The organism is Vibrio sp. 10N.261.52.C11, assembly GCF_041471405.1.
In the GTDB taxonomy this organism is placed as follows: Bacteria; Pseudomonadota; Gammaproteobacteria; order Enterobacterales; family Vibrionaceae; genus Vibrio; species Vibrio crassostreae_C.
Window position 1 is genome coordinate 39102 of the sequence record NZ_JBFROI010000079.1, and the last position, 19199, is coordinate 58300.

Here is a 19199-nt window from a genome sequence, read left to right on the forward strand (position 1 = left end):
AAACGAAAGGGAGCCGAGTGCTCCCTTTTCTTTTGTCTAACGCTTTCTTTTATCTAATACTTTCTTTCATCGAATAGTTTGGCTTCTCTAGCGCGCTCGTTGTAAGTTCGCCAGAAAATGGCGATATTCTCGCTCGCAACAGCTGTCCCGCCAAAGCAGTACCGAGTGCCCACATTCAAACTGCAATTTAACGAAGAACTGCGCCCAGATCTTATCAACGGACTTGAGTCGGTAAGTTCGGTCATTGAGTCGAATATCACCATCCTCTCTGTAATCAAAACGCCCATAGACACTATTTAGAATCACATGATTGTTTCTGAACAAGCGGATCATTAAAGCTAAGCAATAAAGGCTGGCGGCAAGTGGAATAGAAGACAGGACGATGAAAAACAAAAGGCACCCAAAAATAGTGCCTTTTGCAAATAATGCGGAATACGAAGGGTTAAGCTGAAGCTTAACGAACCTTGCTGAGGTTGTGTGCGACAATTTTATCAACCATTGATGCATGGCCTAGGTTTTCACTGCGTCCGTGGCCCATTACCCAAGTAAACAAATCTGGATCATCACACTCTAATAGAGAAACAAACTCGCGCTGTTCCTGCTCTTGCAATGAATCAAAACACTCTTCGAAAAATGGCATGATGACTACATCAAGTTCTAACATGCCGCGACGGCAACCCCATTTAATTCGTGCTTTCTGCTCTGCAGTGTACATTGGCTATCCTCACCTATAATTTTTCTTTCTCGGAGTGTAACAAGTCATACGCCCTGCAACTACTATGTGAGTCACAGTCCCTATCTAAGCTCACAAAAAAACCTAGGCTGACAAAGAAACAGAACCGGATTAACATAGAGCCAAATAAAATTCTTAGGAAAGATAAAATGGATTGGAAAAACATATTTCAGCCACTCGCTCATACGCAAAATGAATCGCTTCCAGAACTGATGATGACACACGTATCAGACTGGAGTGCAATTACCATGATAGGCGATGACAAAAAGTCGTACCTACAGGGTCAAGTAACGTGCGATGTCGTCACTCTTCCTAATGATGAATCCACATTAGGCGCGCACTGTGATGCAAAAGGAAAGGTATGGAGTATCTTTCGTTTGTTCCACCACAACGGTGGCTACGCACTCATGCAACCTAAATCAGCGATTGAAGTCGAGCTCGTTGAAATCAAGAAGTACGCGGTGTTCTCTAAGGTCGATATCGAGCAAACGTCTGACGTTGTTATCGGTGTGATGGGTTCGTCAGCTAATCAATACATTGATTCTATTTCAGAAAGCCAAGGTAATGTGCGTGCTATCTCTGGTGGTACAGCGGTTCAAGTTGCAGATAACCGCTGGGCTCTACTTGTGACAGAAGAAGCCGCTGAAGCCTTGGTATCAAACAGCGCTGCGGAGAAAGTATCAGAAACACTTTGGCAATATCATGAAATTCTTGATGCTCAGCCTAACCTATCGAAAGCAGAGCAAAACGAGCACATCCCTCAAGCGCTTAACCTGCAAGCGATTGGCGGTATCAGCTTTTCAAAAGGCTGTTACACAGGTCAAGAAACGGTTGCTCGTGCTAAGTACCGTGGCATGAACAAGCGTGAGATGCGCATTGTGTCGGGCACAACTGCGGACGTGCTGTCGTTAGAAAACCCTATTGAACTGGAACGTAGTGTGGGTGAGAACTGGCGTGGCGCAGGCCGACTATTAAACGTCTATCAATTTGCTGATAACCGAGCGATTGGTTTGATGGTACTGCCAAACAACCTTGATGACGATGTTCAGCTGCGACTGACCGCGCAGCCTGATCAAACATGGAATATCCTGCCACTGCCGTACAGCCTTGACGACGAGTAACCACGTGGAAACGCAGATTACACAATGGCTGGATCAACAGCAGGTGAATTATCGCCTGCTGATGCAAAGCAAGCCAACCACCAGCATTGAAGAAACTGCACAAGAGCGAGGCATCGACGCCTCTCAAATGGTGAAGTGCATCCTGCTCAAGGATATGGGCAACCAGTATGCGTTAGCCTGTACTGCTGGCGATCGCTCTGTCGACCCCAAGAAAGTACGCTCGGTACTGAATTGCCGTCGAATGACCTGCGTGTCGCTCGCTGATGTTGAAGCGATCACCGGTTTTAAAGTGGGTTGTGTTGGTCCGCTCGCTCTCAAGAGACACATGCCGATCATTTTTGATCCTTCCATTCAAAACAACTCGACCGTAACCATTAGCTCCGGCGACCGAATGGCTGGCGTTGCGCTGGATCTCAATGATCTTATGGCGCTATGTGCACCGACCGTCGCGGACATCAGTCGATGATCGTTTAGATCATGCTTCGCAAACTTCATTTTAATATTTCATTGAGTACATTTTTAGTGTGAACCTCGTCATAAGAAGAACACACCATCAATAAATAGTTACTCAAAATAAAAGCATAAGTAGTCACAAAGTTAAATTTGCGTTATTGTAAATTTACTGACTAGCTATTAAGCAAATCAGTGCAAGTGAATCCACTGAGTAACATCAGTATCCACTTTTGTGTAATGCATCTGTGACTATTCGCCCGTTTTAGACGGGCTTTTTTTTGTCCGAAATTTACAATTTGATTACACAAACAAAAAAATCCCGCCTATTCTTATACTTGTAACATTATCACTGCTTAATACTGAACAGAAAAGTTCACGGCAGTTCACTACTCAGTATTATTTTGGGGAGGAGCTCACGTAAAAATAGATATTTACTGAAGAAAGTGCTTAGAACAGCACAAATATCTAATTAACGTCAACGCTACTGCATATAACTCCATGCTTATCACAATTATTATCTCGGAGTTTTTCTATAATATGCAGGCTAGGTAAATATAAGGATAATTAAGAATGAGACTGTTTAAGCGCTATACACCGAGTATGATTGCTAAACATGTAAGTCGACTTTTCAAAGGACGAATCTACATTTACGGCGTAGGAAAATTTGAGTTTGATAACGGTAAGCTAGTGCTACCAGACCGAGCAGAAAAACGTCACTTTCAAACAGTGAAAGAAATAAATAGTGAAATCATGAAACTGCGCTGCGCGTACGCATGACCTGATTATCTACAGAATTAAAAACAAAAAGGGTTGGCATTATGCCAACCCTTTTTTCGTACCAATTTTCGTATCAATGATGATTCGATATACCACCAGAACACTATGTCATTATCGATGAGTCACTGGACGCTTAGCTAAGTCAGGAAGATTGCCAGACAAACCCAGTGCGCGCTTCATGATCTCATCTTTCGCACCCGGTAATTGGCCCGCAAGCTTCATACCAATGCCACGAATCAGCTTCTTAGCTGGGTTATCGCCTTCAAACAGATCTTTAAAGCCCTGCATTGAAGCAATCATTTTCGCCGCCTCTGCTTTTCTCCAGCGCTCGTAGCCGCGAAGATTACGCTTGGTGCCAATGTCTTCACCCGCAGACCATAGCTTTAACAGCTCTTGCGCTAGGCTTGCTGCGTCTAATAGGCCAAGGTTCACGCCCTGCCCTGCTAATGGGTGAATGGTATGAGCAGCATCACCAACCAAAGCCACACGCTCTACCGCAAAGTCACGCGCATAACGCATGCGCAGTGGGAAGGCAAAACGGTCACCAACCACTTCACATAAGCCCAGCTTTGCATCGAACTCAGCTGTTAACTGCTTGTTGAATTCAGCATCCGACATTGATACGAGGTTCTCGGCACGATTTGGTTCCGTAGACCAAACAATCGAGCTCATGTTGCTTGGTTGCATTGGTAGGAATGCCAATGGGCCTTGAGGCGTGAAGATTTGACGAGCAACGCTGTGGTGCGGCTCTGTGGTTTTGATGTTCGCGACAATCGCACTGTGTCCGTAATCCCAATGTGTTAATGGGATATCTTGCTGCTTACGAACCCAAGAGTTTGCGCCGTCTGCTCCAACAACTAACTTAGCTGTCAGTGCTTGACCATTGTCCAATGTTAACCAAGCTTCACTTTCACCAATCGCCATCGTTTTACACGTTGCGGGCATATACAGGCTGACGTTGTCTTGTTTCTTAACCTGATCAAGCAGCGCTAATTGAATCACACGGTTTTCAACTATATGACCAAGATTAGGCTGAGCCAAGCGTGTCGAGTCAAACTCAATACGAGCGAAACTGTCTTGTTCCCACACTTCCATCGCTTGATACGGTGCAGCGCGTCTTTGTTCGATACCTTGCCATGCACCTAGATTACGAAGAATCACTTCACTAGAACGACTCAACGCGGATACACGCACATCAGGCAGCTCACTCAGCCCTTCACTAGGCGCTCTGCCTTCAATGACAGCGATTCTTAGGTCACTGTCTTTTAGGGCAGCAGCAAGCGCTAGGCCAACCATGCCACCACCAACAATCGCGATATCAACACTTTGCATCATTATTTATTACCTTATCTTTCTATTAGGCCAAGCGTATGACGCAAAAGTGGACCTTTAAGTGGTGGAAGGTTATCTATTACGGCTAACCCAAGATTACGCCCAATGCGAGCGGTCATATAATCGTTTGAGAACAGGTGAACTAGGCTTGAAGTCAACGTGATCGTTGCGTCTCGGTCTTGTTCTCTACGCTTTCTAAAGTTAACAAGACCACGGTAACGACCTACATCATCTAACTGGGTACGCAACTCTTCTGCCAAGGAAGCCACATCTCGGATGCCTAGGTTAAAGCCTTGCCCCGCAATTGGGTGAAGCGTTTGAGCAGCATTACCAACAATGGCAAATCGATGAGAGATATTTTGCTGTCGGTGACGAAGAATCAGAGGGTAACTCGCGCGCTTGCCGACCTTCTCTAATCGGCCAAGTCGCCAGCCAAAGTCATTCTGCAATTGCTCAAGAAATTCATTGTCGTTTAGCGTCATCACTTTTTGTGCTTGCTCTGGTGTTAAACACCAAACCAGCGATAAACGGTTGTCACTCATCGGTAATAGAGCAACTGGCCCATGATGGGTAAAACGCTCAAATGCGCGACCTTGGTGAGGTTCACTCGCCACAATATTGGCAATCACAGCGACTTGCTCAAAGTCATGCTCACTCAATGAGATATTGAGCTGTTGGCAACAGGTTGAGATTGCACCGTCAGCAGCAACCAGTAACTTAGTGGTTACTGTTTGCCCACTTGTCAGTTCAATCGTCGTCAACGCTTCTTCACGTTCAACTTTACTAACAGACTCAGGACAAAGCATGGTAATTGCCGCTTCTGATTCAAGTTTCTGCTGATAGATTCGACCCACATCTGCTAACTCGACCACGTAGCCAAGCGCATCTACAGCAAGCTCTTCACTGTAGATGTCTGTCATTCCGGCATGCCCGCGATCCGAAACATGGATATCTTTAATCGGGGTCGCGACCGGAGCGATAGATTGCCATAAGCGCAAAGAATCCAGGATCTGCACCGTGCCATAGGACAAAGCAATCGAACGAGAATCAAACCCAGGGTGAGCTTGATGATCAACCTGATAAGGCTCCACTACCGCAATCGACAGTGAACCTTGGCTTAGGTGATTCAAAGCAAGGGCTAAGGTTGCCCCTGCCATTGCGCCACCAGCAATTACAACATCATACTGAGCCATCATAACCTCAAACCAGCCAACGAATTAATGAATGGTAGGCGCCGCATCTTCAGATGGGCGAGCACCAAATTCAGCATGAATCGTTAGTGCACACGCTTTTACGTGCTCAATAACGTGCTCTAGAAGCTGCGCTTGCTCTTCCAGATCATCTTCTTCGTCAATGCCTAGCTTAGCCATCTCTTCTAGATCAGCTAATGCTTCTTTTGTACTGTCAGACGCTTTGTTCAATTGAGCGCCAACCAAGCCTAGACCAGTAATGAAATGGTTAATCCAATCAGACACACCATCAGCCAAGTCAAATAGGCTTGCGCTTGCGTCTTCGTCAGGCAGCAACATAGACAATTCCATACCCGAACCTGTGATTTCACTGGTCGTTACTTTCAGTGTCGCTTCCGCTAGCGTTAATGCGCGATCTGGCCAACCCATGCCTTCATTGGTGTAATCGAAGATCAGTGGTTGCCAGCTTTTATCTGCAAGGCTTAAGCCTCCGCTTAACATACCCGTTAATAAACCGTGCATCTCAGCAGGGGTTACGGCTAGACTTGCCGATTGAAGTTCAGTCGCAACCGTTAGGTAGTCAGGTAAAGTAGTTTCGCTCATCAGATAGCTCGCTCAGTTATTCTTTATATCGATAGTATAATCGTACCACTTCACCCCAATTCTGGTAAGCATCGATCCCCAGCAATTGAAGGATGACTGACTACCAATTGTTCAATTTGCTGAATTACTGTGTGCTCAAGCTCTCATTTACAAACAGTCACTCTGAAAAGCTTGAATCTTAATAGCGGTTTACCTATAGTTTCTCCCTCAGAGGAGATTGCTTCCTCATCGGTACTTGCACTTTTTCTTTCTCAAAAAATGGCGAAGGGCAACAGCCTTAAAATAGCGCGTTAAAGAGTTCATCCATCATGAGTAATCAAGCGGTAGACGTTGAAATATTAGGAAAACTGACTCGAGTGAATTGTCCACCAGGGCAAGAAGAGTCATTGATTGCAGCGGCGGCCGATCTTGATAATCGATTGAAAGAGATGGCTGAACGTACTAAGGTAACCAATGAAGTGAAGCTGCTGACTATCGCAGCTCTGAATATTTGCTACGAATTACAAACCAAGAAGTTTGAAGCAAATGATGAACAAAACGCACTGACCGAGCGAATGGAACAGCTCACGACATCACTTTCAGATGTCCTCAGTAAAGTTAAGCACGGACAGCAATAGCGTACACAAAATTTACCCTGGAGTGTTTGTCAGAGGATTCACGTCCCCGAGCCGATAAGCAATCCCTAAGGGTTAGTACTTGAGTGCTATTGAGCATGCTCGGCCCGACCGAGAAGCCTACGGTAATCATTGCTGATCCGCCTTGAACTCGCTGGTTCAAGGGCCATCTATTCTCAACGGCACTTTGGGGTATCCCTTCTTATGAAGACGCTCACACGCAGCGAATTTCGCAAACAGATCCGTATCAAACGCAATGCCTTATCTGGCGACCAACAAACTCAATCCGGTATCGACTTAGTTAAGCAGTGCATGCAGCTTGATGAAATTCAGTCTGCTCAGCATATTGCCCTCTATATCTCTATCGATGGCGAACTCGATACTCAGCCTTTAATCGAATGGTTATGGGCGCAAGGTAAGCAAACTTATTTACCAGTATTGCACCCCTTCTCTGCCGGGCACCTGCTGTTTTTACACTACTCGCCAACCACACCGACGGTCTTGAATAAGTACGGTATTGTCGAACCTCAGCTCAATCAAATGCTGGTTAAACCTTGTCAGCAACTCGACCTTATTCTTACGCCCCTTGTCGGCTTTGACTCCCATGGCCATCGTTTAGGTATGGGCGGCGGATATTACGATCGCACCTTGGCAAAGTGGTTCGAGACGGGCGAAGGTGCAGCTCCTATTGGTTTGGCTCATGATTGCCAACATGTTGATACGCTACCGATTGAAGAATGGGACATTCCGTTACCTAAAATCGTGACTCCGAGTAAAACTTGGCAATGGGAAAGCAACCATTAAAGCGCTATAATCGCGCCGCAAACGTTAACCTCGATATAGAAACGTTAACTCAATATCTAAACGTTAACTTCATCATTACGCAAACGATCAATTCAAAGCGCAAGACCTTATTCAGGAGAATGGCATGACTCAAGATGAAATGAAAAAAGCAGCTGGCTGGGCAGCACTTCAATATGTTGAAGAAGGCAGCATTGTAGGTGTAGGTACTGGCTCTACAGTAAATCACTTCATCGACGCACTAGGCACAATGAAAGACAAAATCAAAGGTGCGGTTTCAAGCTCTGTAGCCTCTACTGAAAAACTAGAAGCACTAGAAATCAAAGTATTTGAGTGCAACGACGTATTCAAACTAGACATCTATGTTGATGGCGCAGACGAGATTAACGCTTCACGCGATATGATCAAAGGCGGCGGCGCTGCTTTGACTCGTGAAAAAATCGTAGCGGCTATCTCTGATAAGTTTGTGTGTATTGTTGACGGTACTAAAGCAGTTGATGTGTTGGGTAAATTCCCACTGCCTGTTGAAGTAATCCCAATGGCACGTTCATACGTGGCACGTGAGTTGGTTAAGCTTGGTGGTGACCCAGTTTACCGCGAAGGCTGCACAACCGATAACGGCAACGTGATCCTAGATGTGTACGGCATGGCGATCGAAAACCCGAAACAACTAGAAGATATCATCAATGGTATAGCTGGTGTGGTGACGGTTGGTCTGTTCGCTCACCGTGGTGCTGATGTGGTTATCACCGGCACGCCTGAAGGTGCAAAAATCGAAGAATAAATAATAGAAGATTGAGTTTTTCTGTTACTTCATTACATACGGTGCCCTAGGGCGCCGTTTTTTTTGCTTTATTGCTGTAAAATTATGTCTTATTCCGTAATTTTCTTACCCAAAACATTTTTTTTTTGTTACTTTATTGTTCAGAAGACGCACAGAGAAAACGTTTGTCTCCTAACAAAGTGGTGAATTTGTTCCCCTTTCAGCCATTTTGTAGCACGTGCGCCGCATTTGCCCAACCTTTCCATTTTAAGGACGAGAACAATGGCCAAAGTTTCACTGGAAAAAGAAAAAATTAAAATTCTACTTCTAGAAGGTCTTCACCCTTCTTCTGTAGAAGTACTGCAAGCCGCTGGTTACACAAACATTGAGTACCACAAAGGCTCGCTACCGGAAGATGAACTTCTTGAAGCAGTAAAAGATGCTCATTTCATTGGTATTCGTTCTCGCACTAATATCTCCCAAGAAGTTATTGATGCAGCTGAAAAGCTGGTTGCCGTCGGTTGTTTCTGTATTGGTACTAACCAAGTCAACCTTCAAGCAGCAGCAAAACGCGGTATCCCTGTGTTCAACGCACCGTTCTCAAACACTCGAAGCGTTGCTGAGCTCGTTCTTGGTCAGGTTCTATTGCTACTACGTGGCATTCCAGAAAAGAACGCGCTTGCACACCGTGGCATCTGGAAAAAGAGTGCCGACAACTCTTACGAAGCCCGTGGTAAGCGTTTAGGTATTATTGGCTACGGTCACATCGGTACTCAACTGGGTATTATTGCTGAAAACCTTGGCATGCGTGTTTACTTCTACGACATTGAAAACAAACTGTCTCTGGGTAACGCAACGCAAGTTCATACCATGACGGAATTACTGAACAAGTGTGACGTAATCTCTTTGCATGTACCTGAAACCAACGAAACAAAAGACATGATGGGTAAAGAAGAGTTCGAGCGCATGAAGCCTGGTTCTATCTTTATCAACGCAGCTCGTGGCACGGTAGTCGATATTCCTGCTCTGTGTGGCGCTCTGGAGTCTGGACACCTTGCAGGTGCGGCTATTGATGTTTTCCCAACAGAACCAAAAACCAATGCAGACCCGTTTGAGTCTCCATTAATGCAGTTCGATAACGTGATCCTAACGCCTCACGTGGGTGGTTCAACTCAAGAAGCACAAGAGAACATTGGTGTTGAAGTTGCTGGTAAGCTAGCGAAATACTCTGATAACGGCTCTACGCTATCAAGTGTTAACTTCCCTGAGGTATCACTACCACTGCATACTGGAACGTCTCGTTTATTACACATTCACGAAAACCGCCCAGGCATCCTAACTCAGATCAACACCATCTTCGCTGAGGAAGGGATCAACATCGCGGGTCAATACCTACAGACTGCGGCTGATATGGGTTATGTCGTTATCGATGTAGAAGCCGATCGCTCTGAAGAAGCACTGCTTAAACTGAAAGAGATCGAAGGCACAATCCGTGCTCGTCTTCTTCACTAATCATCACACTCAAAATGCATAAAAAAGGCTCTCATCATGAGAGCCTTTTTAGCATTTGGCCTATCGTAGGTAATTAGGTCGTCATGATCCAAAACCTTCTATAGCACTGTCATTACTCTTCGATCTGGTAGATCACATTCACGCGATCACGAATGGTGATCGTTGAGTCTTCATAAGAGTTCGATTCTGTTCTTGCATCCATCGCCATTGAACGCATGAGTACTGGCTGAGAAGATTGGGCGTTGTAATCCACGCGCCATACATCACCTAACTCGCGCTCAAAACCACTCGCCAATGATTTAGCTTTTGATGTCGCATCTTTAATGGCTTCTAAGCGCGCTTGCTCTTGATACTTAGCTTGGTCGCGAACTTGCAGTTGGATGTTGTCGATCTGATTAATGCCTTCTCCAATCGCAATATCCATGTACTCATTAAGATTAGCTAGCTCAGTCACTTGAACGGTCACATTACGTGAGGCGCGGTAGCCAACCAGTTCCGGTTTGCCATCTTTCGGGTAATGATATTGAGGAGATAAATACAGGTTAGAGCTGTGTACACTCGCCTCATCAACACCAGCTTGATGTAGCTTGTTTAGAAAGCCTGTCACGACTTTATCAACGGTATTTTTAGCCTGTTCAGCAGTCATCGTCGATTCCACGACTCTCACAGAGAATGTCGCCATATCAGGTGTAGCGATCACTTCACCATAGCCTGTCGTTGAAATATGAGGAAAGGATGGAGAGTCAGCCAATGATGGAAAACTCACAGCACTCAACGCCGCAGTAAGAGTAAGAGACGTTGCTAACATCTTTGGTACAAGCTTCATTAGGTATGACCTATGCTAAACAAATGTCCTTTCATCATAGAGCAATTTATCATTTAGCCAATCCAGAGCACACACTTCTAACAGAACTTTGACGCTGAAAAAACCAACAGTTTACTGAGGTAAGTGATTGTGAGCAAAACTCAATATTGCTTGGGATACCTCTTTTAATACTCCGCTCTCAAGCTGCCAATGGTGCCAATAGATGCGATAAGAGAGCAGAAAGCCAGGGGTAATATCAATCAGAGCACCAGACTCGAGCTCATCGATAATCTGTAATCGGGGGATCAAGCAATAGGCTACACCCGATAATGCCAAGCGCACAAATGCTTCTGAACTGCCGACTGTATGATTGATCACACTGTCTCTCGGGACGTTAAAATGATCATGCAGAAACTTCTTATGCAGATCATCGTATTGATCATAGGAAACCGCAGGCGCTTTGCTTAAAGTGGCGTAGTTTACGCCCTCTGCAAAGTAACGCTGATGAAAATCAGGGCTAGCCACACACACATAATCCATCCTACCAAGATAGTCGGCACTGCAGCCTGGAATCGCTTGAGACTCCAAACTGATTGCACCTGCCACCTCGCCACTTTTTATCTTTTCAATGGTTCTCGACTCACCATGAATCGCGAGGTTCAACTCGACTTGGCGAGATTTCATCACATCCGACAAAGCCGGTAGCAGCCATGTCGCCAAACTATCAGCGTTGGTGGCTATGGATATCGATAGTGGCTGAGTTCCCTCTTCATTCATCAACTCAGGCACAAGTTCGTGCTCTAACAACCGAACACGACGATATAAGCCCAGTAATTTTTTACCCGCAGGCGTTGGCCTAGGCGGGCTTTCTCTCACTAAGGCAGGCTGAGCCAACCACTTTTCCAGCTGTTTGATGCGCTGAGATATCGCCGACTGGGATATATATAACTGCTCAGCAGCCCTTTCGAAGCCACGTTGTTTTACTACGGCATCCAGTGCTTCTATCCATTTATAATCCAATCCGCGCATCAATTTGCTTCCTTTTTAAGCTATCTCACCACCACATTAGCAACTCTAATAATAGATTAAAATCATTAATTATACTTATTTAAAGGGGCGGAGTATCTTCGCCATATAGCACGTAAATATCGTTAAATAAGTGGAGGTTAAAATGAGTTTTTGGGTTTTATTACAAGGTTTTGGTCTAGGGGCAAGCATGATTATCCCTATTGGCGCTCAGAATGCGTACGTCCTAAATCAAGGGATAAAGCGCAACCACCATTTAACCACCGCGACAATCTGTAGCCTGCTCGATACTCTGTTTATCTCATTGGGTATCTTTGGTGGCGGTGCGATTCTGTCGCAAAATGAATTGCTACTCACCTCAGTGACGTTAGGCGGCATCGCTTTTCTGACTGTGTATGGTTTGCTCTCACTACGCAGTGCATTCAAAGTGCGCACCAGTGATGAGTCGAAAGGTGAGATATTAGCGCGTGGCAAGCGCACCGTTATTTTAGGGGCATTGGCAGTAACAGTATTAAACCCACATCTCTATTTGGATACCGTGGTAATTCTTGGATCCATTGGTGGGCAATTTGAAGGCAACGACAGAATTGCATTTGCTATGGGGACTATATTGGCTTCGTTCGTCTGGTTCTATTCTTTGTCATTAGGCGCTGCAAAACTAGGCCCGACGCTATCTAAACCTAAGGTTAAGAAAGGCATTGATATCGCAGTCGCAACCATGATGTTCGCCATAGCAACGGTGCTTACCGATGGACTTATTGAGCAATACTGGTAAATCTATTTAGCTTCATGAAACCAACAAAAAAGGCGGATAACCTAAGTTATCCGCCTTTCCTTATAAAAGCTTATAGTTATAAAAACTAACTAGGAATTAAGCTTCTACTTTATTCATGTGTACATCCATTTGCGGGAATGGAATTTCGATACCCTCGTTATCCAAGCCTTCTTTGATTGCTTGCATCAGGTCGAAATAAACATTCCAGTAGTCAGCAGTGCTAACCCATGGGCGAACCACAAAGTTTACTGAAGAGTCCGCTAGTGTGTGAACACCAACTTGAACACCAGGCTCTTTCAGTACACGCTCATCAGATTCACAGATCTTAGTCAGTAGCGCTTTTGCCTTCTGAAGATCAGCGTTGTAAGAAACACCAATCATTAGATCAATACGGCGCGTCGCATGACGAGAATAGTTTGTGATTGGGCTGCCGATAACGCTACCGTTAGGTACTACAACCATTTTGTTGTCTGGCGTTGTTAGAACCGTTTGGAAGATTTGAATAGAATCAACTGAACCTGCCACACCACCAATTTCCACATAGTCACCAGACTTAAATGGACGGAATGCAACGATAAGTACACCAGCAGCAAAGTTAGATAGTGAGCCTTGTAGTGCAAGACCAACGGCTAAACCAGCCGCACCAATAACAGCAACTACAGATGCCGTTTGAACACCTAAACGACCAAGTGCAGCAATTAAAACAATCACAAACAACAAGTAACGAACTAAACCATGGACGAACTCCACAACTGCTCGGTCCATTTTCTTCTTCTGAAGAACCTTAGACACGCTATTCGCTACTGCTTTAACAATAAGGTTACCAATAAATAGAATTATCAGTGCTGAAATGATATTTACGCCATATTGGATAAATAAATCTGAATTATTTGTTAACCACTGCTCTGCTTGAGACAAACCATCCACAAGTGGAGTCTCAATCGCTGTCGAACTATCAGCCATAATGTGCATCCTCTATATAATATACTTTGGGCTAAACTGCCTTAAGCCTCATTTACTCTGCAATATAATAAACAGTGTAATTACCGTTAAGTCATTGTGTTAAAAGTAAATTAAAGCCAAGTCCTTTTTATAAACTGAACCAAGTTCAGTTTTTCGGCACGATATCCTATCTTTGACAGATTGCAAAGTCATATTTATGTAAGCTTTTGAATTATTAAAACTTACCGATAAACACAAATACCGATAACTAAAAGACTACGAAATTTATTCACCGCACGCTAGGTTTTTCACATATTTAGTACAAGTTTTTATCAGATATAAAAAAACCCGCTCAATGAGCGGGTTTTTAAAACTTAAAGAGTACTTAATTCAAAGAATTATAGTACGTCTACAGCGTTAAGGTCAGCAAATGCTTTCTCTAGACGAGCAACCATTGAAGCTTGACCAGCACGTAGCCATACGCGTGGATCGTAGTACTTCTTGTTTGGAGCAGCTTCGCCAGTTGGGTTGCCGATTTGACCTTGTAGGAAATCGAAGTTGTCAGCAGAGTACTGACGGATACCGTCCCAAGTTGCCCACTGTGTATCAGTATCGATGTTCATTTTGATAACACCGTAGCCGATAGACTCTTGGATTTCTGCTTCAGAAGAACCAGAACCACCGTGGAATACGAAGTTTAGAGCGTTAGGTGCGATACCGAACTTCTCTGCACAGTATGCTTGAGAGTCACGTAGGATAGTTGGAGTAAGTACAACGTTACCAGCTTGGTAAACACCGTGTACGTTACCGAAAGATGCAGCGATAGTGAAACGTGGGCTAACAGCCATTAGTTTCTCGTAAGCGTATGCTACGTCTTCTGGAGAAGTGTAAAGCTCAGATGCGTCCATATCAGAGTTATCAACGCCGTCTTCTTCACCACCAGTACAACCAAGTTCGATCTCGATTGTCATGTTCATTTTAGCCATGCGCTCTAGGTACTTAGCACATGTTTCGATGTTCTCTTCTAGAGACTCTTCAGAAAGGTCTAGCATGTGAGAAGAGAATAGAGGCTTACCAGTTTGTGCGAAGAACTCTTCACCAGCGTCTAGTAGACCGTCGATCCATGGAAGAAGTTTCTTAGCAGCGTGGTCAGTGTGCAGGATAACTGGAACACCGTAAGCTTCAGCTACAGCGTGTACGTATTTTGCACCAGCTACAGCGCCAAGAACTTGTGCGCCTTGACCTTCAAGTTTAACGCCTTTACCTGCGAAGAATGCAGCGCCGCCGTTAGAGAACTGAACAACTACTGGAGCTTTAACTTTAGCAGCTGCTTCTAGTACTGCGTTTACAGAGTCAGTACCAACAACGTTTACAGCAGGAAGAGCAAATTTGTTTTCTTTTGCTACTTCAAATACTTTCTGTACGTCATCGCCAGAAATCACACCAGGTTTTACAAAATCGAAGATCTTAGACATGGAAATAGTCCTATTTATTCTATCGTTTTAAGATTAAAAAACTTAAGTTTAAAAACTTGCAATCGTTTGCTCACAACTTATGCCATTCTAGCAAAAAAGTGTGATATGCAGCAAACGTTAAAAGGCGAGATTCACATCTCGCCTTTCTAAATCAATTATGCTTTAGCACGCTCTTCAAGCATTGCTACTGCAGGAAGTACTTTACCTTCAACGAATTCAAGGAAAGCGCCACCGCCAGTAGAGATGTAAGAAACGTCAGCTTTGATACCGAACTTATCGATAGCTGCTAGCGTGTCACCACCACCTGCTACAGAGAAACCTGCAGACTCAGCGATTGCTTTAGAGATACCAGCTGTACCCGCTTCGAAGTTCTTGAATTCGAATACGCCTACAGGGCCGTTCCAAAGGATTGTTTTCGCGTTGCCGATGATTTCAGCTAGTGCCGCAGTTGAATCTGGACCAAGGTCGAAGATCATGTCGTCGTCTTGAACTTCAGAAACGTGCTTGATTTCAGCTTCTGCGTTTTCGTCGAATGCTTTAGCACATGCAACGTCAGTTGCTACTGGGATAGCACACTCTTTCATTAGCTTTTGAGCCGTTTCAACTAGGTCAGCTTCGTATAGAGACTTACCTACGTTGTGGCCTTCAGCAGCGATGAATGTGTTCGCGATACCACCACCAACAACAAGCTGGTCAGCAATTTTAGAAAGAGATTCTAGAACGGTTAGTTTAGTAGAAACTTTAGAACCACCAACGATAGCCACTAGTGGGCGAGCTGGGTTGTCCATTGCTTTACCAAGCGCTTCAAGCTCAGCAGCTAGAAGAGGGCCAGCACATGCTACAGGAGCGTAAGTACCAACGCCGTGTGTAGAAGCTTGAGCACGGTGAGCTGTACCGAATGCATCCATTACAAAGATGTCACATAGTGCAGCGTATTGCTTAGAAAGTGCTTCTTCGTTCTTCTTCTCGCCTTTGTTGAAACGAACGTTTTCAAGAACAACAAGTTCACCAGCGTTTAGCTCTAGGCCGTTTACGTAATCTTTAGCTAGTTTAACTTCGCAGTCTAGTGCGTCGTTTAGGTAGTTAACTACAGGAGCTAGAGAGAACTCTTCGTTGTATTCGCCTTCAGTAGGACGACCAAGGTGAGAAGTAACCATTACCTTTGCGCCAGCTTCTAGGCAAAGTTTGATAGTTGGTAGAGATGCAAGGATACGTGCATCTGAAGTTACTTTACCGTCTTTTACTGGTACGTTTAGGTCAGCACGGATAAATACGCGTTTACCTGCAAGTTCCAGGTCAGTCATCTTGATCACAGACATGATTTGTCCTCTCAAATTTAAATAAATATAAAGTTTTGGAAACTCAGCAACCCTGCTAAGCCTATAAATTATTCAACTGGTAATTCTTTCACTACTAATAATATGTGGACTCTTAGTATTTATTTCAAGCTAAAAAATAAATAATCCGCACATTTGCTTCTAGGTCTTACTTCTTGCCTTCAGAAGCTTGCATTGCAAGAACCGTATCCAGCATTCGGTTCGCAAAGCCCCATTCATTGTCACACCACACTAGCATTTTAACTAAGTGGCCGTTGCTCACTCGAGTTTGTGAACCATCAACGATTGCGCTATGGGGATCGTGATTAAAGTCGATGGAAACGAGCGGCGCTTCAGTATAGTCAACTATATTGTGTAATGTACACTGGGATGCATTAACAATGGTTTGATTTACGTCATTAACTTTCACATTTGCATTAATTGTGACACTTAAATCCATCGCTGTTACGTTTACCGTCGGCACACGCACAGATATAGCTTCAAATTTGTTGGAAAATTTCGGGAAGATTCTTTCAATACCTTTATGCAACTTGGTATCGACAGGAATGATCGATTGGCTTGCCGCTCGAGTACGACGCAAATCGCTGTGGTACGCATCGATAACTTGTTGATCATTCATTGAAGAGTGAATAGTTGTAATAGTACCGGACTCAATGCCAAAGGCGTCATCAAGAACCTTAATGATAGGAACAATACAGTTGGTGGTGCATGAACCATTGGAAACGATTCGGTGGCCCGCTTCAATGGTATCGTGATTCACACCATAGATAATGGTGTTATCGAGGTCATTGGCACCAGGGTGAGAAAACAGTACCTTTTTTGCCCCAGCAGCAATGTGCGCTAGGCCGTCATCTCGGCAACCATAAACACCGGTACAGTCGAGAACAATATCCACTTCTAGGTCACGCCAAGGCAACAGCTCAATATCAGCAAGATGTAAGATACGAATGGTATCGAACTCACCTTTATCTTCCGCACCAATGCCGTGATGGACATAGATGTGCTCTTGATCGTTGGAGATTTTCTTGCCGAAGCGGCCGTGACTAGTGTCGTACTGCAATAGATGAGCCATAGCGTCAGGCTGAGCAAGCTCATTAACAGCTACTACTTTGATTTGTTGGCTTTTGCCACTTTCATAGACAGCGCGTAATACATTACGCCCTATTCTTCCAAATCCGTTTATCGCGACTTTTAGCATATTTCCGTACATCTAACCAAAATTTCGTGCAACAGATGATAACTGAATCCTACCCAAAAGGCATTACTTGAATAACCCCGTTTAGTTAGGACAGGTTAATCTGTTGCTTGTAGAGATAAGCCTAGAAGAAACAAATCCCAGATACAAAAAACCGAGCTCAGCGCTCGGTTTTTTTATTCATTTCATTGTTAGCACTAAGCTAGCAATCAATGATTAAGCAAGAAGCTCTTTCGCGGTGTTTACTACGTTTTCAGTAGTGAAACCGAACATCTTGAATAGCTCGCCTGCTGGTGCAGATTCGCCGAACGTTGTCATACCGATGATCTTGCCACCGAAACCAACGTACTTGTACCAGAAGTCAGCGATGCCAGCTTCTACTGCGATACGAGCAGTAACGTCAGATGGAAGTACAGACTCACGGTATTCAGCATCTTGCTTGTCGAACGCGTCAGTTGCAGGCATAGATACTACGCGTACTGCTTTACCTTCAGCGGTTAACTGTGCAGCAGCTTCAACAGCAAGCTCAACTTCAGAACCTGTTGCAATGATGATTAGCTCAGGCTTGCCTTCACAATCTTTCAGGATGTAACCACCCTTAGCGATGTTAGCAACTTGCTCAGCATTACGATCTTGTTGTGCAAGGTTTTGACGAGAGAAGATTAGAGATGAAGGACCATCTTTACGCTCAATAGCCAGTTTCCAAGCCACTGCAGATTCAACTTGGTCACATGGACGCCATGTGCTCATGTTTGGAGTCAGACGTAGAGAAGCGATCTGCTCAACCGGTTGGTGAGTAGGACCATCTTCGCCTAAGCCGATAGAATCGTGCGTGTAAACTTGGATGTTCTGAACTTTCATCAGAGCAGCCATACGCATTGCGTTACGCGCGTATTCCATGAACATTAGGAACGTTGCGCCGTATGGCACGAAACCACCGTGCAGAGCGATACCGTTCATGATAGCCGTCATACCGAATTCACGTACACCGTAATGGATGTAGTTACCAGAAAAGTCAGTTGCTTCAAGAGACTTAGAACCAGACCACATAGTCAGGTTAGAAGGCGCAAGGTCAGCAGAGCCGCCCATGAATTCTGGAAGCATTTGACCAAACGCTTCTAGTGCGTTTTGAGATGCTTTACGTGAAGCGATGTTTGCTGGGTTAGCTTGAAGATCAGCAATGATTGCGTTTGCTTTCTCTTCCCACTCAGCGGGTAGCTCGCCGTTAGTACGACGTTTGAATTCAGCTGCTAGCTCTGGGTAAGCCGCTGCGTATGCGTCAAACTTCGCGTTCCACGCTGCTTCTTTCGCTGCGCCTGCTTCTTTCGCATTCCACTCAGCTGCGATATCTGCTGGGATTTCGAAAGGACCGTGTTCCCAACCCAATGCTGCTTTAGTTGCTGTGATTTCATCAGCGCCTAGTGGAGCACCGTGACAGTCATGCGTACCCGCTTTGTTTGGAGAACCAAAACCGATGATAGTTTTAGTACAGATAAGCGTTGGACGAGGATCCGCTTTAGCCGCTTCAATCGCTGCGTTGATAGCATCAGAGTCGTGACCATCTACTGCTGGGATTACGTGCCAACCGTATGCTTCAAAACGCTTAGGTGTATCGTCAGAGAACCAACCTTCAACTTCACCATCGATAGAGATGCCGTTGTCATCCCAGAAAGCAACCAGCTTACCAAGACCTAGCGTACCTGCTAGAGAACATGCTTCGTGAGAGATACCTTCCATCAGACAGC

General features: G+C 44.8%; 20 protein-coding genes and 1 other RNA gene. 9 read left to right on the forward strand and 12 right to left on the reverse strand.

Going from position 1 to position 19199, the window contains the following annotated elements:
• Nucleotides 1–87: 87 nt before the first annotated feature.
• Nucleotides 88–507 carry a protein YgfX gene (locus tag AB4323_RS22530; protein ID WP_324295273.1) on the reverse strand — a complete coding sequence of 140 codons (420 nt, stop codon included), beginning with the start codon at nucleotides 505–507 and terminating at the stop codon, nucleotides 88–90.
• Complete coding sequence (locus AB4323_RS22535; protein WP_004735374.1) at nucleotides 455–715, reverse strand: succinate dehydrogenase assembly factor 2; 261 nt, start codon at nucleotides 713–715, stop codon at nucleotides 455–457. The genes AB4323_RS22530 and AB4323_RS22535 overlap by 53 nt, the downstream gene beginning before the upstream one ends.
• A 167-nt stretch (nucleotides 716–882) precedes the next feature.
• Here AB4323_RS22535 and ygfZ point away from each other — a divergent pair, with 167 nt between their 5' ends.
• The 3 genes from ygfZ (at nucleotide 883) to AB4323_RS22550 (ending at nucleotide 3084) form a co-directional block, all read left to right on the forward strand.
• Nucleotides 883–1854 (forward strand): tRNA-modifying protein YgfZ, encoded by a 972-nt coding sequence (gene ygfZ / locus AB4323_RS22540; protein ID WP_102398276.1) that lies wholly within the window; start codon nucleotides 883–885, stop codon nucleotides 1852–1854.
• Nucleotides 1855–1858: 4 nt separating this feature from the next.
• Nucleotides 1859–2320, forward strand: a complete 462-nt coding sequence (locus AB4323_RS22545; protein WP_029235114.1) for an aminoacyl-tRNA deacylase — start codon at nucleotides 1859–1861, stop codon at nucleotides 2318–2320.
• Between the two features lie 557 nt (nucleotides 2321–2877).
• A complete protein-coding gene (locus AB4323_RS22550) occupies nucleotides 2878–3084 on the forward strand; it encodes a DUF1107 domain-containing protein (protein ID WP_009847660.1) in 207 nt (68 codons plus the stop codon).
• 111 nt (nucleotides 3085–3195) lie between these two features.
• Here AB4323_RS22550 and AB4323_RS22555 read toward each other — a convergent pair whose 3' ends face one another.
• From AB4323_RS22555 to AB4323_RS22565, 3 genes are read right to left on the reverse strand one after another with little or no spacing between them, the layout of a single operon-like run.
• Nucleotides 3196–4419 (reverse strand): FAD-dependent 2-octaprenylphenol hydroxylase, encoded by a 1224-nt coding sequence (locus tag AB4323_RS22555; protein WP_017063203.1) that lies wholly within the window; start codon nucleotides 4417–4419, stop codon nucleotides 3196–3198.
• Between the two features lie 11 nt (nucleotides 4420–4430).
• Nucleotides 4431–5609, reverse strand: coding sequence for a 2-octaprenyl-6-methoxyphenyl hydroxylase (ubiH, locus tag AB4323_RS22560; RefSeq protein WP_372153408.1), 1179 nt, complete (start codon nucleotides 5607–5609; stop codon nucleotides 4431–4433).
• Between the two features lie 24 nt (nucleotides 5610–5633).
• Nucleotides 5634–6209, reverse strand: a complete 576-nt coding sequence (locus AB4323_RS22565) for a YecA family protein (protein WP_017059055.1) — start codon at nucleotides 6207–6209, stop codon at nucleotides 5634–5636.
• A 308-nt stretch (nucleotides 6210–6517) separates the two neighbouring features.
• Between AB4323_RS22565 and zapA the strand changes: the two genes are divergently transcribed.
• The 5 genes from zapA (at nucleotide 6518) to serA (ending at nucleotide 9899) form a co-directional block, all read left to right on the forward strand.
• A complete protein-coding gene (gene zapA, locus AB4323_RS22570; RefSeq protein WP_004735366.1) occupies nucleotides 6518–6826 on the forward strand; it encodes a cell division protein ZapA in 309 nt (102 codons plus the stop codon).
• Nucleotides 6827–6837: 11 nt separating this feature from the next.
• Nucleotides 6838–7021: non-coding RNA, 6S RNA (ssrS, locus tag AB4323_RS22575), on the forward strand.
• 6 nt (nucleotides 7022–7027) lie between these two features.
• Nucleotides 7028–7627 (forward strand): 5-formyltetrahydrofolate cyclo-ligase, encoded by a 600-nt coding sequence (locus AB4323_RS22580; RefSeq protein ID WP_065584112.1) that lies wholly within the window; start codon nucleotides 7028–7030, stop codon nucleotides 7625–7627.
• Nucleotides 7628–7751: 124 nt separating this feature from the next.
• Nucleotides 7752–8408 carry a ribose-5-phosphate isomerase RpiA gene (gene rpiA / locus AB4323_RS22585; RefSeq protein ID WP_048605825.1) on the forward strand — a complete coding sequence of 219 codons (657 nt, stop codon included), beginning with the start codon at nucleotides 7752–7754 and terminating at the stop codon, nucleotides 8406–8408.
• Nucleotides 8409–8669: 261 nt separating this feature from the next.
• Entirely contained in the window at nucleotides 8670–9899 is a 1230-nt protein-coding gene (gene serA, locus AB4323_RS22590; protein ID WP_017059058.1) for a phosphoglycerate dehydrogenase, read from the forward strand.
• A gap of 112 nt (nucleotides 9900–10011) precedes the next feature.
• Here serA and AB4323_RS22595 read toward each other — a convergent pair whose 3' ends face one another.
• Nucleotides 10012–10725 (reverse strand): oxidative stress defense protein, encoded by a 714-nt coding sequence (locus tag AB4323_RS22595; RefSeq protein WP_017059059.1) that lies wholly within the window; start codon nucleotides 10723–10725, stop codon nucleotides 10012–10014.
• A 111-nt stretch (nucleotides 10726–10836) separates the two neighbouring features.
• Nucleotides 10837–11733, reverse strand: coding sequence for a LysR family transcriptional regulator ArgP (locus AB4323_RS22600; protein ID WP_171732415.1), 897 nt, complete (start codon nucleotides 11731–11733; stop codon nucleotides 10837–10839).
• A gap of 142 nt (nucleotides 11734–11875) precedes the next feature.
• Between AB4323_RS22600 and AB4323_RS22605 the strand changes: the two genes are divergently transcribed.
• The gene (locus tag AB4323_RS22605) at nucleotides 11876–12505 is read left to right on the forward strand and encodes a LysE/ArgO family amino acid transporter (protein WP_017059061.1); all 630 of its coding nucleotides are present in this window, start codon (nucleotides 11876–11878) and stop codon (nucleotides 12503–12505) included.
• 96 nt (nucleotides 12506–12601) lie between these two features.
• Here the strand turns inward: AB4323_RS22605 and mscS are convergent, their stop codons facing one another.
• The 5 genes from mscS to tkt form a co-directional block, all read right to left on the reverse strand.
• A complete protein-coding gene (gene mscS, locus AB4323_RS22610) occupies nucleotides 12602–13468 on the reverse strand; it encodes a small-conductance mechanosensitive channel MscS (protein ID WP_017059062.1) in 867 nt (288 codons plus the stop codon).
• 377 nt (nucleotides 13469–13845) lie between these two features.
• A complete protein-coding gene (gene fbaA / locus AB4323_RS22615; protein WP_010435694.1) occupies nucleotides 13846–14922 on the reverse strand; it encodes a class II fructose-bisphosphate aldolase in 1077 nt (358 codons plus the stop codon).
• A gap of 155 nt (nucleotides 14923–15077) precedes the next feature.
• The gene (locus AB4323_RS22620; protein ID WP_017059064.1) at nucleotides 15078–16241 is read right to left on the reverse strand and encodes a phosphoglycerate kinase; all 1164 of its coding nucleotides are present in this window, start codon (nucleotides 16239–16241) and stop codon (nucleotides 15078–15080) included.
• Between the two features lie 166 nt (nucleotides 16242–16407).
• A complete protein-coding gene (gene epd, locus AB4323_RS22625) occupies nucleotides 16408–17457 on the reverse strand; it encodes an erythrose-4-phosphate dehydrogenase (protein ID WP_017066020.1) in 1050 nt (349 codons plus the stop codon).
• A 213-nt stretch (nucleotides 17458–17670) separates the two neighbouring features.
• Nucleotides 17671–19199: transketolase (tkt, locus tag AB4323_RS22630; RefSeq protein ID WP_372153406.1), on the reverse strand; the 1529-nt coding region annotated here is incomplete at its 5' end.